The sequence below is a fragment of the Brevundimonas sp. UBA7664 genome (genome assembly GCF_002483305.1).
Classification (GTDB): Bacteria; Pseudomonadota; Alphaproteobacteria; order Caulobacterales; family Caulobacteraceae; genus Brevundimonas.
In genome coordinates this window covers 114,570-129,375 of sequence record NZ_DLHQ01000056.1, presented here as the reverse complement: position 1 = coordinate 129,375, position 14,806 = coordinate 114,570, and the positions used below count along the sequence as shown (strand labels likewise).

The 14,806-nt window shown below is 69.0% G+C and carries 14 protein-coding genes; 7 read left to right on the top strand and 7 right to left on the bottom strand.

What is annotated here, in order from left to right:
* The 3 genes from B2742_RS13425 to B2742_RS13415 form a co-directional block, all read right to left on the bottom strand.
* Window positions 1–509: rod shape-determining protein (locus tag B2742_RS13425; protein WP_292067199.1), on the bottom strand; the 509-nt coding region annotated here is incomplete at its 3' end.
* A gap of 247 nt (window positions 510–756) precedes the next feature.
* Window positions 757–1,110 carry a hypothetical protein gene (locus tag B2742_RS13420; RefSeq protein WP_292067196.1) on the bottom strand — a complete coding sequence of 118 codons (354 nt, stop codon included), beginning with the start codon at window positions 1,108–1,110 and terminating at the stop codon, window positions 757–759.
* Window positions 1,111–1,183: 73 nt separating this feature from the next.
* Window positions 1,184–1,900 (bottom strand): TVP38/TMEM64 family protein, encoded by a 717-nt coding sequence (locus tag B2742_RS13415; protein ID WP_292067193.1) that lies wholly within the window; start codon window positions 1,898–1,900, stop codon window positions 1,184–1,186.
* 166 nt (window positions 1,901–2,066) lie between these two features.
* Between B2742_RS13415 and B2742_RS13410 the strand changes: the two genes are divergently transcribed.
* From B2742_RS13410 to B2742_RS13400, 3 genes are all read left to right on the top strand, one after another.
* A complete protein-coding gene (locus B2742_RS13410; protein ID WP_292067191.1) occupies window positions 2,067–3,575 on the top strand; it encodes an ATPase domain-containing protein in 1,509 nt (502 codons plus the stop codon).
* Window positions 3,576–3,579: 4 nt separating this feature from the next.
* Window positions 3,580–5,247, top strand: coding sequence for a response regulator (locus B2742_RS13405; protein ID WP_292067189.1), 1,668 nt, complete (start codon window positions 3,580–3,582; stop codon window positions 5,245–5,247).
* 73 nt (window positions 5,248–5,320) lie between these two features.
* A complete protein-coding gene (locus B2742_RS13400; RefSeq protein WP_292067187.1) occupies window positions 5,321–6,526 on the top strand; it encodes a pyridoxal phosphate-dependent aminotransferase in 1,206 nt (401 codons plus the stop codon).
* Here B2742_RS13400 and B2742_RS13395 read toward each other — a convergent pair whose 3' ends face one another.
* A complete protein-coding gene (locus tag B2742_RS13395) occupies window positions 6,527–7,543 on the bottom strand; it encodes a polyprenyl synthetase family protein (RefSeq protein ID WP_414633073.1) in 1,017 nt (338 codons plus the stop codon). It abuts the gene before it with no gap.
* A 117-nt stretch (window positions 7,544–7,660) separates the two neighbouring features.
* Here B2742_RS13395 and B2742_RS13390 point away from each other — a divergent pair, with 117 nt between their 5' ends.
* Together B2742_RS13390 and B2742_RS13385 are read left to right on the top strand one after the other, a co-directional pair.
* Entirely contained in the window at window positions 7,661–8,419 is a 759-nt protein-coding gene (locus B2742_RS13390; protein ID WP_292067182.1) for a tRNA1(Val) (adenine(37)-N6)-methyltransferase, read from the top strand.
* 29 nt (window positions 8,420–8,448) lie between these two features.
* Window positions 8,449–9,060, top strand: coding sequence for a TIGR02466 family protein (locus B2742_RS13385; RefSeq protein WP_292067181.1), 612 nt, complete (start codon window positions 8,449–8,451; stop codon window positions 9,058–9,060).
* 4 nt (window positions 9,061–9,064) lie between these two features.
* Here B2742_RS13385 and B2742_RS13380 read toward each other — a convergent pair whose 3' ends face one another.
* On the bottom strand, window positions 9,065–10,576 hold the full coding sequence (locus B2742_RS13380; RefSeq protein WP_292067178.1) for a serine hydrolase domain-containing protein: 1,512 nt from the start codon (window positions 10,574–10,576) through the stop codon (window positions 9,065–9,067).
* An 80-nt stretch (window positions 10,577–10,656) separates the two neighbouring features.
* A complete protein-coding gene (locus tag B2742_RS13375; protein WP_292067176.1) occupies window positions 10,657–11,382 on the bottom strand; it encodes a helix-turn-helix domain-containing protein in 726 nt (241 codons plus the stop codon).
* Window positions 11,383–11,593: 211 nt separating this feature from the next.
* On the opposite strand from B2742_RS13375, the gene ettA reads away from it, so the two are divergent.
* Entirely contained in the window at window positions 11,594–13,261 is a 1,668-nt protein-coding gene (ettA, locus tag B2742_RS13370) for an energy-dependent translational throttle protein EttA (protein WP_292067174.1), read from the top strand.
* Window positions 13,262–13,330: 69 nt separating this feature from the next.
* Window positions 13,331–14,257, top strand: coding sequence for a 2-hydroxyacid dehydrogenase (locus tag B2742_RS13365; RefSeq protein ID WP_292067172.1), 927 nt, complete (start codon window positions 13,331–13,333; stop codon window positions 14,255–14,257).
* A gap of 15 nt (window positions 14,258–14,272) precedes the next feature.
* On the opposite strand, the gene B2742_RS13360 is transcribed toward B2742_RS13365, so the two are convergent.
* Complete coding sequence (locus tag B2742_RS13360; protein ID WP_292067169.1) at window positions 14,273–14,740, bottom strand: EF-hand domain-containing protein; 468 nt, start codon at window positions 14,738–14,740, stop codon at window positions 14,273–14,275.
* Window positions 14,741–14,806: the final 66 nt, after the last annotated feature.

Sequence of the window (14,806 nt, the reverse complement as noted above, 5' to 3'; positions counted from 1 at the left end):
ACCTCGGTGGTGCCGCCGCCGATGTCGACGACCATGGAGCCGGTCGGCTCGTGGATCGGCAGGCCGGCGCCGATGGCGGCGGCCATGGGCTCGTCGATTAGGCCGACGCGGCGGGCCGAGGCGTTGAGGCAGGAATCGTTGATGGCGCGGCGCTCGACGGCGGTGGCGCCCGACGGCACGCAGACGATGACCTTGGGGTTCACGAAGCCCTTGCGGTTATGAACCTTGCGGATGAAGTGTTTGATCATCTCCTCGGCGACTTCGAAGTCGGCGATGACCCCGTCGCGCATGGGACGGATGGCTTCCATGTGGCCGGGGGTGCGGCCCAGCATCTGCTTGGCCTCTATGCCGACGGCGTGGACGATCTTGCGGCCGCCGACGTTGCGCAGGGCGACGACGGACGGCTCGTTCAGGACGATGCCCTTGCCCTTCATGTAGATCAGGGTGTTGGCGGTGCCGAGGTCGATGGCGATATCGTTGGAGATCGCGCCGAAAATGCTGGAGAACATGGGTCCGGGATACCGTTCGTTCGGGCCTGAAAGGGGGCGTGCGTCAGTCTCGATCCGCTTCGGCGACGCCCCGGCGACACGCATCCCCACGCGCCGCCTCCTGATCGTATATCGCCTGACCGACCTTACGGCTCGTTTGCCCTTGTCAGGACGGGATTACAAGCCCCGCCGAGGGTTACGCCGCACACGGACCAGCGTGGCGGTTCACGATGCCGTCACCCGGACGGTCCGGGCCGTCCGGCCGGGTTCAGGGCGCGCTGACGCCGAACACGGAAGCGCAGATCTCCAGCATCTCGCCCAGCTGGTCCCCAGTGGCCTGGCCGAGCATGTCGCGGGCGTAGCCTTCCTGGACCGCGCGCTGTTCGGCGTCATAGCCCTGGCTGACCTGTTTGCGGTCGGCCTCCTCATTCGCCAACTGCTCGAGGCGGGTCAGGGCGTCCCACATCGCCTGCTCGCTGGTGGTCTGCGGCGTCGTCTCGCCGAAATGCGTCTCCCGCCCGAGTTTCGCGAGGGTCGCGCAGGCCCAGGCCTCGCTGAACAGCAGGTCCGAGGGGGTTTGCGGGGTCTGCAGGGCGGCGGCGAATAGCAGGGCGGCGATCATGGGAGGCTCCTCGCGGAAGGGCATTGTGGCGGCCGGCCGCGCGGCCAGCGCCTGTCGGAACCTGACGCGCGTGTCAGTCCGCCCCGGACGCCCGCTCGCGCCGCTTGACCAGTTCGCGCACGCCCAGCATGGCCGCGAGCCAGACCGCCGCCACGCCGGCGAGGATAAGCGAGGTCCAGACGCCGTCGCCGCTGGCCGCCGCCACCACCGCCCCGCCGAAGAAGGCGACCAGGGCGGTCTTGGGCAGGACGCCGAGGGCGCAACCGGCGAGGAAGGCGGGAAACGACGCCCGGGTCGCGCCGAAGGCCATGTTGACGACGATGAAGGGCGCCGAGGGCACGTTGCGGATCATGAAGCTGGCGTAGAAGGCGTTCTTGCCGACGAAACCCTTGAGCCGGCCCATGGTCCGGCCTCCGAAGCGATCGACCAGCCGCGCCGTCGGCCCGCGCCCCATCCAGTAGGTCACCCCGGCCGAGACCACGGTCGCCGCCCAGCTGTAGAAGAAGCCCAGCGAGGGGCCGAAGGCGACCACGCAGGCCGCGATCAGGATGAACTGCGGCGCGCCGATGAAGGCGGCGGCGACGAACAGGACGACGGTGGCGAAGAAGGCCCAGGGGCTGCCGGCGTAGCCCTGCAGCCAGGCCTCGAGGTTTTCCTCGGCGGCGAGGCCGAGCTGGCTCTTGCCGATCGCCAGCAGTCCGAGGGTCGCGCCGAGCAACAGAGCGGTCGCCAGCACGGCCCGCCAGCGGCGGCCTTCCATGTTGAGGATGAAGTCGAGCACGCGACGCATGCTGGCGGATTAGCATTGAGCGGGCCAATCCGACCAGACGCCAGCGGCTCGCCAGGCGGATTGACGCCCCTGGTCGGGACCAGGGGCGGCGACCTTCCCGGGAGCCAATTCCGGCAAAGCTCGTTCAAACCAGGCTCGCACTCCCGAGCGACCGCCGAGAAGGTTAATGCAAGCCACGCCTGCCGCCGCCGCATCGCCCCGTGTCTCCACGGGCGTTTCCGAGTTGGACGCCATCCTTGGTGGAGGCCTGACGGCTCATCGGGCGTATCTTCTGGAAGGCACGCCCGGTAGCGGCAAGACGACGATCGCGCTGCAATTTCTTCTCGAGGGCGCCCGCGCGGGAGAGCCCGGTCTCTACATCACCCTGTCGGAGACCGCGGCCGAGTTGCGCGAGGTGGGCCGTAGCCACGGCTGGTCGCTGGACGGCATTGAGCTGTTCGAACTGGTCAGCGAGGATGGACTTCATCCGGAGAGCGAGCAGTCGATCCTCGACCCGTCGGAGGTGGAACTGGGCGAAACCATCGCCGGAGTCATGGAATGCGTCGATCGCCTGAGGCCCTCACGGGTGGTGTTCGACAGCCTGTCCGAGATGCGTCTTCTGGCCCAGAATTCGCTGCGCTACCGGCGCCAGATACTGGCGCTGAAGCAGTATTTCTCGACCCGCAACTGCACCGTCCTGCTGCTCGACGACCGCAGCTCCGACCCCGGTGACCTGCAGTTGCACAGCATCGCCCACGGCGTCATCACCCTGGAACAGGCGGCGCTGGAATACGGCTCGGAGCGCCGCCGCCTGCGCGTGGTGAAGATGCGCGGCGTCAAATATCGCGGCGGATTCCATGATTTCGCGATCGAGACCGGCGGCGTGACCGTCTTTCCGCGTCTGGTCGCGGCCGATCACCACACCGAGTTCAATGACGCCCTGGTTTCCACCGGGATCGCGCATCTGGATGCGATGCTGGGCGGCGGTCTGTCGCCCGGCACCAACACCCTGCTGAACGGGCCCTCCGGCGTGGGCAAGACCACGACGGCGGTCTGCGCCGGTCTGGAGGCGATCCAGCGCGGCGAGAAGGCCGCCTACTATCTCTTTGACGAGGGGATCGGGACCATGCTCGCCCGGTCGAAGGCCATGGGCATGGATCTGCAGCCCCACCTCGAAAGCGGCATGCTGCAAGTGTTCCAGATCGACCCGGCCGAACTGACCCCCGGAGAGTTCGCCAGCTGGATCCGACGGGCGGTCGAACAGGACGGCGTGGGCTTCATCGCCATCGACAGTCTCAACGCCTTCCTGCAGGCGATGCCGGGCGAGAAATACCTGCTGCTGCAGATGCACGAGATGCTGAGCTATCTCAACCAGCAGGGCGTCATCACCGTGCTGATCCTCGGCCAGCACGGCATTCTGGGGGATGTCCGGTCCGAGCTCGACCTCAGCTATCTGTCGGACACCATCCTGCTGTTCCGCTATTTCGAGTCGCGGGGCCATATCCTCAAGGCGGTCTCGGTCGCCAAGAGCCGGACCACCGAGCACCAGACGAGCATCCGCGAATTCCGCCTGGCCCGCGGCGGGATCCAGATCGGCGACCCGCTGAAGGATTTCGAGGGCGTCCTGACCGGTCTGCCCAACTACCGGGGATCCACACCGCTGATGGCTGCTGATCCCGCCGCCAATGGCGAGTGAGCGGGTGGAGTCGCGCATCCTGGTCCTCGCCGTCAAAGGCCGGGATTCCGAAGTCATTGACCAGCTGCTGAGGCGGGCGGGCCACGAGACCGTGATCTGTGAAAGTTCCGCTGCGCTGGCCCACGAGGGACGGCGGGGCGCGGCGATCGCGGTGGTCACCGAAGAGTCCCTGCTGGACGTCGACAGGACGGTGCTGGACGGGTGGCTGGGGGAACAACCGCCCTGGTCCGATTTCCCGTTCGTTCTGCTGGCGACCAAACGGGCCGGCCGTCGGCCCCAGGAGGCGCTGAACTTTCTCGAACGGCTCGGCAATGTCGTCGTGCTGGAACGACCGGTTCACAGCGAGACCCTCGCCAGCGCCGTCAACTCCGCCAAACGCGGACGCAAACGGCAATATGAGGCCCGCCGCCGCCTGGAGGAATTGCAGACGGCGGAGGGTCGGCTGACCAGCCTCAACGGAACGTTGGAGGCGCGAATTGCTGAACGGACCGAGGAACTGTCCTCTGCCAACAACCAGTTGATGCAGGAAATCGCGGTGCGGGAGCGCGCCCAGGCGGCGCTGGCCCAGTCCCAGAAGATGGAGGCGGTGGGGCAGCTGACGGGCGGCATCGCGCACGACTTCAACAACCTGCTGACGGTCATTTTCGGCAACCTCGAATTGATCCAGCGCCGGACCGAGGACGAGAAGACCGGCCGTCTGGCGGACTATGCGCGCCAGGCGGCGGAGCGGGCGGCCAAGCTGACCCATCAGCTGCTGGCGTTCTCGCGGACCCAGAACCTGACGCTGACCCCTGTCGATCTGAACGCTCTGGTTACAGGGATGCACGACCTGCTCGGCCGCACGATCGGCCCGATGGTGCGGATCGATATGGCCCTCGATTCCGCCGACCCCTGGGCGTTGGCGGACGCCAACCAGCTGGAGCTGGCGATCCTCAATCTGTCGATCAATGCCCGGGACGCCATGACCGAGGGGGGCGTCCTGACCATCGCAACGGGGCGTCAGACAGCGCGAGGCGACGATCTGACCCCCGGCGACTACGCCGTCATCAGCGTCAGCGACACCGGCTCAGGCATACCGCCTCATCTGCTGGCCCGAGTGTTTGACCCCTTCTTCACGACCAAGCCGATCGGCAAGGGCACGGGCCTCGGCCTCAGTCAGGTCTATGGAATCGCACAGCAGTCAGGCGGCACGGCGCGGCTGACCAGCGTCGAGGGCGGGGGCGTCACGGTGGACCTGTGGTTGCCCGCGACCGAGCCGGCCGGCGCCGCCGCCGAGGCGGCCTTCCTGCCCGAGGCCGACGCCCATGGACCGCGCGAACGCATCCTGGTCGTGGACGATGATGAAGCCGTGCGCCATTTCATGGTCGATTGCCTCCAGACCCTCGGCTATCGCGTCGAGCAGGCCGCAGACGGCGAGGCCGGCCTGCAGCTGTTGACGCCGGCGGCGCCGGATTTGCTGATCGTGGACTATGCGATGCCCGGGATGACCGGCGTGGATGTGGTCCAGCGAGCCCGCGCCACGGCGCCGGACATGCCGATCATCATGGCCACCGGCTATGCGGACATGGCGGCGGTGGATCGGGTGCTGCCGTCCAGGAATGTGCTGCGCAAGCCCTTTCGCCTGTCAGAGCTGGCCGTGGCGGTCAGGGAGGCGCTAACGGCCACGGCCTGACCGACCGACGGCGCTCGCGATTTGATCGGCCTTTCGCAACTGCGTAAGGATGCGGCCCTTCCCGGGAGTCGCCATGTCCAACCTGCAGTCCGCCGCCCTCGCCCGCGTCAAACCCTCGGCCACCCTCGCCGTGACCGCCCGCGCCCGTGAGCTGAAGCGGGAGGGGCGCGACGTGATCGGGCTCGGCGCCGGGGAGCCGGACTTCGACACGCCGGACAACATCAAGGAGGCCGCTATCGCGGCCATCCGGCGCGGCGAGACCAAATACACCGACGTCGACGGCATTCCCGAGCTGAAGGCGGCGGTGGCGGCCAAATTCTCGCGCGAGAACGGCCTGACCTATGGCGTGAACCAGATCCATGTCGCCCCGGGCGGCAAGACGGTGATCTACAACGCCCTGCTGGCCACCCTGTCGCCCGGCGACGAGGTGATCGTGCCGGCGCCCTATTGGGTGAGCTATCCCGACATGGTGCTGCTGGCCGGGGGCGAGCCGGTGACGGTGGTCGGGCATGAGGCGGACGGGTTCAAGCTGAAGCCGGCGGCGCTGGAGGCCGCGATCACGCCGCGGACGAAATGGCTGATCCTGAACTCGCCGTCGAACCCGACCGGCGCGGCCTATACCGGGGCCGAACTGGAGGCGCTGGCGGCCGTGCTGCGCTGTCATCCGCAGGTCTGGATCCTGACCGACGACATGTACGAGCACCTGATCTACGGCGACTTCGACTACCGGACGATCGCCCAGGTCGCGCCGGACCTCTACGACCGGACCCTGACCGTCAACGGCGTGTCCAAGGCCTATGCCATGACCGGCTGGCGCATCGGCTATGGCGGCGGGCCCAAGCCGCTGATCGACCTGATGCGCAAGTCGGCGGGGCAGACGACGTCCAATCCGTCCTCGATCAGCCAGTGGGCGGCGGTCGAGGCGCTGAACGGGCCGCAGGACTTCATCGCCGAGCGGGCGAAACATTTCGAGGCGCGCCGCGACTTGGTGGTGTCGATGCTCAACCAGGCGACCGGCATCCGCTGCGCCACGCCGGAGGGGGCCTTCTATGTCTATCCGTCGATCGAGGGTCTGATCGGCAAGACCACCGAGGGCGGGACGGTGATCGACAGCGACGACACGTTCGCCACCGAACTGCTGGACGCCGAGGGCGTGGCCGTGGTGCAGGGCTCGGCCTTCGGCCTGAGCCCCTATTTCCGCATCAGCTATGCGACGAGCGAGAGCGCGCTGGAGGAGGCGTGCGGGCGGATCCAGCGGTTCTGCGCGGGGCTGCGCTGATCAGGCCGCCCGGCTGACGGCGAAATCGGCCAGCTGTTCCAAGGCGTCGCGCCAGTCGCCGGCCGGAAGCACGGCGAGGGCGGCCTTGGCCGCGTCGGCGTATTCGCCGGCGGTGTCGAGGGTGGCGCTGACCGCGCCGGCGCCGAAGACCAGTTCGCGGGCGCGGCGGAAGTCGTCCTCGGTGCGCTGGCCCTGGTTGATGGTGCGGTCCCAGAAGGCGTCCTCGCGGCCGCGGGTGCGAGCGGCGGCCAGCAGCAGGGGCAGGGTCACCTTGCCTTCGCGGAAGTCGTCGCCGGCGTTCTTGCCCAGCACCTCGGAGACGCCGCCGTAGTCGAGGGCGTCGTCGGCCAGCTGGAAGGCCAGGCCGAGATTGAGGCCATAGGCGCGCAGGGCCTCGATGGCCGGTTCAGCGGCGCCGGCCCCCACCGCCCCGGCCTCGGCGGCGGCGGCGAACAGTTCGGCGGTCTTGGCCGCGATGATGCGCAGATAGGTGTCCTGATCCAGATTCAGGTCGTGGGCGCGGGTCAGCTGCAGCACCTCGCCCTCGGAAATGACGCTGGACGCCCGGGCGAGGATGCCGAGGGCGCGCATCTGGCCGGTCTCGACCATCAGTTCGAAGGCGCGGGCGAACAGGAAGTCACCGACCAGGACACTGGACGGCGCGCCCCAGATCAGATGGGCCGCGACCTTGCCGCGGCGCAGGTCCGAGGCGTCGACCACGTCGTCGTGCAGCAGGGTGGCGGTGTGAATGAACTCGACCGCCGCGGCCAGCTTGACCGGGGCGGTGATGTCGCCGGAAGCGCCCGAGGCGCGGGCGGCGGCCAGGGTCAGCAGGGGCCGAAGCCGCTTGCCGCCGGCCGAGATCAGATGCTCGGCCAGCAGGGGGATGACCGGCACCTGCGACTGCATCCGGTCGAGGATCAGGGCGTCGACGGTCGCCATGTCGCGCGCCGCCAGTCGCACGAGCGGCTCGACATTCCCCTTCGAGCGGGGCTCGGCGACGGTGACAGCGTCCAACGGGAAACTCATAGAAACGACGGCGCGGGGGAGAATCACGCCCGAAAATCCAGCCGCCGCCTTGCCCGGCGGCGATGCGGCGCACAATGGTGATCGGTCCATGAAGGGTCAAGCCGTGTGACCGTCGCACCGTTATCGCAAGCCGAAGTCGAAATCGTCGAGAACGCCGTTCTGGGCGGGCGTGTGCGGCTGCGCCAGCCGGTCCGGGGCTATCGCGCCGGCATGGACGCGGCCCTGCTGGCCGCGGCCGTGACGGCGGAGCCGGGGCAGCGGGTGATCGAGGCCGGCTGCGGCGCGGGGGCGGTGCTGATGCAGATCGCAGCGCGGCGGCCCGGCGTCTTTCTCACCGGGCTGGAGCGCGATCCGGCGATGGCGGCGCTGGCGCGGGAGAATGCGGCGCTGAACCGGGTCGAGGCGACCGTGGTTGAGGGCGACGTCGCGGCGGGCTTCCGGGCGCTGCACCTGCCGCCGTTCGACCAGGCGGTCAGCAATCCGCCCTTCTTCGACGACCCCGGCGCCCTGCGGGCCCCCGCGCCCGGCAAGCGCGGGGCATGGATGGCGGACGACGGGCTGAAGGCGTGGACGGATTTCCTGCTCGGGGCGGTGCGCGAGGGCGGGCGGATCACGGTCATCCACCGCGCCGACCGGCTGGCCGACCTGCTGGCCTTGCTGGGCGAGAAAGCCGGATCTTTCGCCGTGCGCGGTATCCATCCGTATGCGGACGAACCGGCCAAACGGGTGCTGGTGCAAGCGATCCGGACCGGCAAGGCGCCGCTGCGCCTGCTGCCGCCGCTGGTGCTGCATGACCGGTCGGGGACGAAGCACACGGCGGAGGCGGAGGCGGTGCTGCGGGGCGAGACCGCCCTGCCCTTCTGATCACCAGGTCCTTGCGCTAGAGAGCGGTCATGTCCCTGCGCCCCCTGTTCGTCACCCAGGTCTATGAGGCCTCCCTGGCCGCCTCGCCCGGCTTCGCGGCCTTTAACGCCGGCCTGGCCGAGGCCTGCCGCATGCTGGCGGTCGAGGACCATGCCGGGCGGGCCTGGTGCCGCGAGCACGGCTATCGCGGCTACACCTCCTATGGGTCCCTCAGCGACCTGCCCCACCGCCTGCCCGAGTTCGCCGATCTGAAGCGGCATCTCGACCGGCACGCGCTCGCCTATGCCAGGGCGCTGAATTTCGATCTGGCGCGCAAGCCGCGGCTGGACAGTCTGTGGGTCAACATCCTCAAGCCCGGAGGCGGCCACTCGGGCCATATCCACCCGCACGCCTTCCTCAGCGGCACCGTCTATGTCGAGGTCCCGGACGGCGCCTCGGCGCTGAAGCTGGAGGACCCCCGCCTGCCGATGATGATGGCACGCCCCGGCGTCCACGCCGACGCGCCGGAGGCCGAGAAGCCGTTCGTCTATCTGGCCCCGCAGGCGGGGACGGTGCTGATGTGGGAGAGCTGGCTGCGCCACGAGGTGCCGGCCAATGCGGCGAAGAGCGAGCGGATCTCGGTGAGCTTCAACTACGCCTGATCCTTCAGCGCCGCAGGAAGGTCTCGCCCATCATCACCAGCCGGTCGGGCGCGTCGCCGTCGCCGCCGAACTGGATGGACTGGCCCTGCATCGGCGCCAGTTCGACGCGGACGGACTCGGGTTGGGTGAAGGATTCAGCGACTGCCTCCATGACGCCCATCGAGACAACCATGGCGCCGTCCCGTTCGGCGATCCGCACCGTGCCCAGCAACGGGCTTTCATAGGTTCCGACATAGGCGGCGACCGGCCGGGCCAGCATCGATGGCCGGGCGGCGCGCTCGGCCTGTTGCCGGGCGATCGCGGCGCGTCCCCGGTCGCGGCGGTCGACCAGCTCCCCCACGGCCGCGTCATAGAACGCCTCGAGATCCGGGCGGGCGGCGCGCCAGTCGTAGACATAGTTGGCGACCAGGTCGGCGAGGCCGCCCGCCAGCACATCCTCATTGACCATCACGACCACGCCGATCCGCCGCGCGGGCATGAAGGAGACGTGGGCTCGGGATCCGGAGAAATTGCCGAAATGATGGATCAGCACGTCGTCGCCATAGCGGCCGATCTGCCAGCCGAGACCATAGGATTCGCGCGTATAGGGACCGAAGGTCGTCTCGTTCGCCGCCAAGGGCTGGTGGGTCGAGGCGACGAGGCCTTCGGGAAAGACCCGGCGACCGTCGAGGACGCCGTCGTTGATCTGGACTTCCAGCCAGCGGGCCATGTCGCCCGGCGTGGAGACCAGGCCGCCGGCCGACTGCATGGTGGCGTCGACCTTCTGCAGCGGACTGCGGACCGGACCGTCGGCGGGATAGCCGAGATGGCCGGCGGTGATGACGGCGCCCTCGGCGCGGGCTTCAGACAGCCATCCCGTCGTATCGGCCATGCCGAGCGGGTTCAGCACCTCGTCGCGCACCAGAAGGCGCCAGTCGCGGCCGTCGCGCGCCTCGAGCAGGGTGGTGGCGAGGTTGTAGCCAGCGTTTGAATAGCGAAAGGTTCCGTACGGGGTGTCGTCGAGGGTCACCGTCGCCGCGAGCAGGCGCTGCATCACCTCCGGGGTGTGGTCGCCCGAGAAGGCGGCGCGATACGATATGGGCGAATTGTCCAGCCCCGACCGGTGACTGAGCAAATCCGACAGGCTGACGCGGCCGAGGTCCGCCGGCAGGCCGGGCGCGCCCGACCAGGTCGAAAGCGGCGACACGAGGTCGATCTCCCCGCGCGCGTCCATCGCCGCGATGGCCAGGGCGGTGAACGACTTGGTGGAGGAGGCGATGTAGAACCGGGTGTCGGCATCGACCGGCGCGCCGGTCGCCAGGTCCGCGACGCCGTAGCCCGCGGTCATGACGGTCTCGTCCCCGTCGACCACAGCGATCGCCAGTCCGGGAACCACGCCGATCCGGTCCATGGCGCGGCGAATGAAGGCGTCGGCGTCTGACCGGAGGCGCACGACGTCCGGCGCCGCGACGGCGGGGGGCGCCGCCAGCATGACGGCGGCGACGGCAAGGGCGGCGAGGCGAAGCGGGCGGACCATGGATGTCTCTTTCCGGCGATGGTCCGTCCCTTCTCCACGACGTCGCGCCGCGCGTCTTGAACGGATGGAACGGCGCGACGTCAGCCGGCGGCAAAGCGCCGCCGCAGCCGTCCCGGGCTCCAGCCGGTGGCCTGGCTGATGACGCGGCTGAGGTGGGCCTGATCGGCGAAGCCCTCGTCCGCCGCGATCCCGGCCAGGGGCGTTCCGCTGCGGATGAGCCGGTCGATCGCGCGCGCAACGCGGCGGTTCTGGCGGGCCGCCGTCGGCGACTGGGCGAAGGCCTCGCGGAACAGTCGGGCGAAGTGGACAGGGTGCAAACCGAAGGTTCGCGCCAGGGCGCCGACGGACAGGCCGGAGTCGGTCAGGAGCCGATCGTGAGCCTCCGTCAGCCACGGGCTGGGCGGCGCGGCGACCGACGGAGGGCCGGCGGCCACGCCCCCGGGGAGGGCCTCGATGGCGCGTCCGTCGTTCGCCATCCGTCGCAACGCCGGGCCGGAGAGCCCCTCCGGACCCCGGGCCACGAAATACCGGTCCGACGCCGGCGTCTCATCCCGGTTGAGCGACAGGATCAGGGCCCCCGCGTCGCCGAAGCGGTTCTGGTGCTCGAACCCGCCGGGCTTGCGGCTGAGACCGGGCCCATCAGCGTGGGCGCGGCCCTGATCGCTCTCCTCCACATAGCCGCCGGCGAGCAGAAGCGAGAGCTGGGCCTGCCGGTGCCGATGCGGGGCGCACTCCTCGCCCGGCGTATAGTGGCTCAGAACGACCCGGTGGCGGGATGAGGATTCGAGCGTGACGCTGACGGGCATGGGGACGGTCCGGGACTTTGCCCTGTAGAGGCGGCGACCATCCCGAACGGATGCATCCGGCGGCGAAATGGCGTCGACGTCAGCCGCGACGGTCCGCCGCCGCCATCAAACCGCCCTGCCCCGCGCCTAGACATTTGCCGAACGGCGGCGCGGCGGCTACATCCCGCGCCAACCTCCCGACACCTCCAGACGACAGGGCGCACCGCACCTCATGGCGCAGCAATATATTTTCCAGATGCAGGGTCTGACCAAGACCTTTCCCGGCGGCAAGAAGATCTTCGAGAACATCTGGCTGAGCTTCTACAACGACGCCAAGATCGGCGTCGTCGGCGTCAACGGCTCGGGTAAATCCACCCTGCTGAAGATCATGGCCGGGCTGGACAGCGAGTTCAACGGCGAGGCCCGCGCGGCCGACGGCATCAAGCGTGGCTATCTGGAGCAGGAGCCGCAGCTCGACGACAGCCTGAACGTCCGCGAAAACGTCGAGGCCTGGTGCGAGGAGAAGCAGTGGGTCACCCGCTTCAACGCCATCGCCATGGAAATGGCCGAGGAATACACCGACGAGCTGATGGCCGAGATGACGGCCCTGCAGGAAAAGATCGACGCCGGCGACGTCTGGGACATCGACAGCCGCATCGAAATGGCCATGGACGCCCTGCGCTGCCCGCCGGACGACTGGGAGACCACCAATCTGTCGGGCGGTGAGAAGCGCCGCGTGGCGCTGGCGCGGCTGCTGCTGTCGAAGCCCGACATGCTGCTGCTCGACGAACCGACCAACCACCTCGACGCCGAGTCGGTGGCCTGGCTGCAGCACCACCTGGAAGCCTTCCCGGGCTGCGTCATCCTGGTGACCCACGACCGCTACTTCCTGGATCTGGTGACCAAGTGGACGCTGGAGCTGGACCGCGGCAAGGGCCACCCGCACGAGGGCAACTACTCCAGCTGGCTGGAAGCCAAGACCAAGCGCGTGGTGCAGGAGCAGTCGGAATCCGAAGCCCGCCAGCGCGCCCTGACCCGCGAACTGGAATGGGTCCGTTCGGGCGCCAAGGCCCGTCAGGCCAAGTCCAAGGCCCGTCTCGCCGCCTATGAGCGGATGGTCGACGAGCAGGAGAGCCTGCGCGGTGCCCAGACCCATGCCGTCATCCAGATCCCGCCCGGCCCGCGTCTCGGCAATGTCGTGCTGGAGGCCGAGGGCCTGCGGAAATCCTATGGCGACAAGCTGCTGTTCGACAACCTGACCTTCAAACTGCCGCCCAATGGCATCGTCGGCGTCATCGGTCCCAACGGCGCCGGTAAATCCACCCTGTTCCGCCTGATCACAGGGCAGGAACAGCCCGACGCCGGCACGATCCGCGTCGGCGAGACGGTCAAACTGGCCTATGTCGACCAGAGCCGCGACGATCTGGAGCCCAACAAGACCATCTGGGAAGTCATCTCGGGCGGCACCGATGTGATGATGGTCGGCAAGCGCGAGATCAACACCCGCGCCTATGTCGGCAGCTTCAACTTCAAGGGCGGCGACCAGCAGAAGAAGGTCGGCCAGCTCTCGGGCGGCGAGCGCAACCGCGTCCACCTGGCCAAGACCCTGGCCACCGGCGGCAACCTGCTGCTGCTCGACGAACCGACCAACGACCTCGACATCGAGACGCTGCAGAACCTCGAAGAGGCCCTCGAAGGCTTCGCCGGCTGCGCCGTGGTCATCTCCCACGACCGCTGGTTCCTCGACCGTCTGGCGACGCACATCCTCGCCTTCGAGGGCGACAGCCATGTGGAATGGTTCGAAGGAAACTTCGAAGCCTATGAGGAAGACAAGAAGCGCCGCCTCGGCGTCGAGAGCCTGATCCCGCACCGGATCAAGTTCCAGAAGTTCGGGCGCTAGACCCGATACGGCCTCCGGAGCGATCCGGAGGCCGTTTTTCATTGGCCGCGAGTGGACTAGTGTCGGCTCATGACCGACCGCCCCGCCCTCCTCATCATGCAGCGGCACCTCGCGCCGCTGACGGCCTTTCTCGAAAGCCAGTGGACCGTCTACCGGTTCTGGGAAGGACCGCCGCTGGAGGCGCAGGCGGAGATCCGGGCGCTGGTGGTGGCGGGCGAGTTTCCGCTCGACAAGGCGCTGATCGAACAGTTGCCGAAACTGCAACTGATCGCCTGTTTCACCTCGGGGTATGACCGCATCGACGTCGACTGGTGCAGCGCGCGGGGCCTGCCGGTGACCCATGCGCCGGGGGTGAACCACGAGGATGTGGCCGATCACGCCATCGGCCTGATCCTGGCCGCCCGTCGCCAGATCGCAGCCGGAGACCGGGCGCTCCGGGCGGGCGAATGGACCGCGGATTCGAAGATGATCACGCCCTCGCTGCACGGCCAGCGGGTCGGCATCGTCGGGCTGGGCGGCATCGGCGAAGCGGTGGCGCGCCGGGCCGAAGCTCTGCGCATGACGGTGAAGTGGTGGGGACCGCGCGAGAAGGCCGCCGCCTGGCCCCGCGCCGCGTCCGTCCTCGACCTGGCGCGGGACAGCGACATCCTGGTGGTGGCCTGCAAGGCGGACGACAGCAACATCGGCCTGATCTCGCGCGCGGTGATCGAGGCGCTTGGGCCGCAGGGGCTGCTGGTCAATGTGGCGCGCGGCCAGCTGGTCGACGAGACGGCCTTGATCGCGGCGCTCAGGGACGGGCGGCTGGGCCAGGCGGCGCTGGACGTGTTCGAGGAGGAGCCGGTCGACGCCGCGCGCTGGGCCGGCGTGCCCAATACCGTGCTGACGCCGCATACCGGCGGGGCGACGACCGAGGCGGTGCAGGGCATGCTGATGCTGCTGATGCAGAACCTGCAGGCGGCCTTCGCGGGAGAGCCGCTGAAGACTCCGGCGGCCTGAACGACCCGAGCCTGATCAGCCGCCCCCGGGCATGTCCGGGAAGTCGGGCGTACTGGTCGGGGCCGGCGGCATCGTCATGGGCGCCGGAGGAGCCGGCCGTTGGGGCAGTTCGTCATCGGCCAGCTGGCCGTCGCCGTTGCGGTCCATGCGGACGAACATCCGTTGCGCGCCGGCGGCCAGTTCCTCGAGGCTGATGCGGGAATCGCGGCTGGCGTCCGACTGGGAGATCATGGCGCGCAGGCGCGAGCCGCCCTGCGCCGCCACCGCCGGATCGGCCAGCGGCGCCAGTTCAGCGCCGGTGATGCTGCCGTCCTGATCGGCGTCGAGCCGCGTGAACAGGCGCTCCGCCCAGGGCGCCACCGCTTCAGCGGTCCGCGGCAGGCCCATGCCGCCACCCGGCGGCGGAGTCTGGGCCGCGGCCGAGCCCGTGACCGCCATGAGCAGGATGACCGGGAGGGCCGGAACGATCGAACGAAGGGTCATGGACAACCTCACGACGGCAGGGAGCCGATCCCGGAAGTTTGGCCCTGGAACCTGCGCCTGGCCAGC

What these genes read in the sequence shown, in the direction of transcription:
- B2742_RS13420 (WP_292067196.1), bottom strand. Translation starts at nt 1,110, where the DNA reads ATGATCGCCGCCCTGCTATTCGCCGCCGCCCTGCAGACCCCGCAAACC.
- B2742_RS13415 (WP_292067193.1), bottom strand. Translation starts at nt 1,900, where the DNA reads ATGCGTCGCGTGCTCGACTTCATCCTCAACATGGAAGGCCGCCGCTGG.
- B2742_RS13410 (WP_292067191.1), top strand. Translation starts at nt 2,067, where the DNA reads ATGCAAGCCACGCCTGCCGCCGCCGCATCGCCCCGTGTCTCCACGGGC.
- B2742_RS13400 (WP_292067187.1), top strand. Translation starts at nt 5,321, where the DNA reads ATGTCCAACCTGCAGTCCGCCGCCCTCGCCCGCGTCAAACCCTCGGCC.
- B2742_RS13385 (WP_292067181.1), top strand. Translation starts at nt 8,449, where the DNA reads ATGTCCCTGCGCCCCCTGTTCGTCACCCAGGTCTATGAGGCCTCCCTG.
- B2742_RS13380 (WP_292067178.1), bottom strand. Translation starts at nt 10,576, where the DNA reads ATGGTCCGCCCGCTTCGCCTCGCCGCCCTTGCCGTCGCCGCCGTCATG.
- B2742_RS13375 (WP_292067176.1), bottom strand. Translation starts at nt 11,382, where the DNA reads ATGCCCGTCAGCGTCACGCTCGAATCCTCATCCCGCCACCGGGTCGTT.
- ettA (WP_292067174.1), top strand. Translation starts at nt 11,594, where the DNA reads ATGGCGCAGCAATATATTTTCCAGATGCAGGGTCTGACCAAGACCTTT.
- B2742_RS13365 (WP_292067172.1), top strand. Translation starts at nt 13,331, where the DNA reads ATGACCGACCGCCCCGCCCTCCTCATCATGCAGCGGCACCTCGCGCCG.
- B2742_RS13360 (WP_292067169.1), bottom strand. Translation starts at nt 14,740, where the DNA reads ATGACCCTTCGTTCGATCGTTCCGGCCCTCCCGGTCATCCTGCTCATG.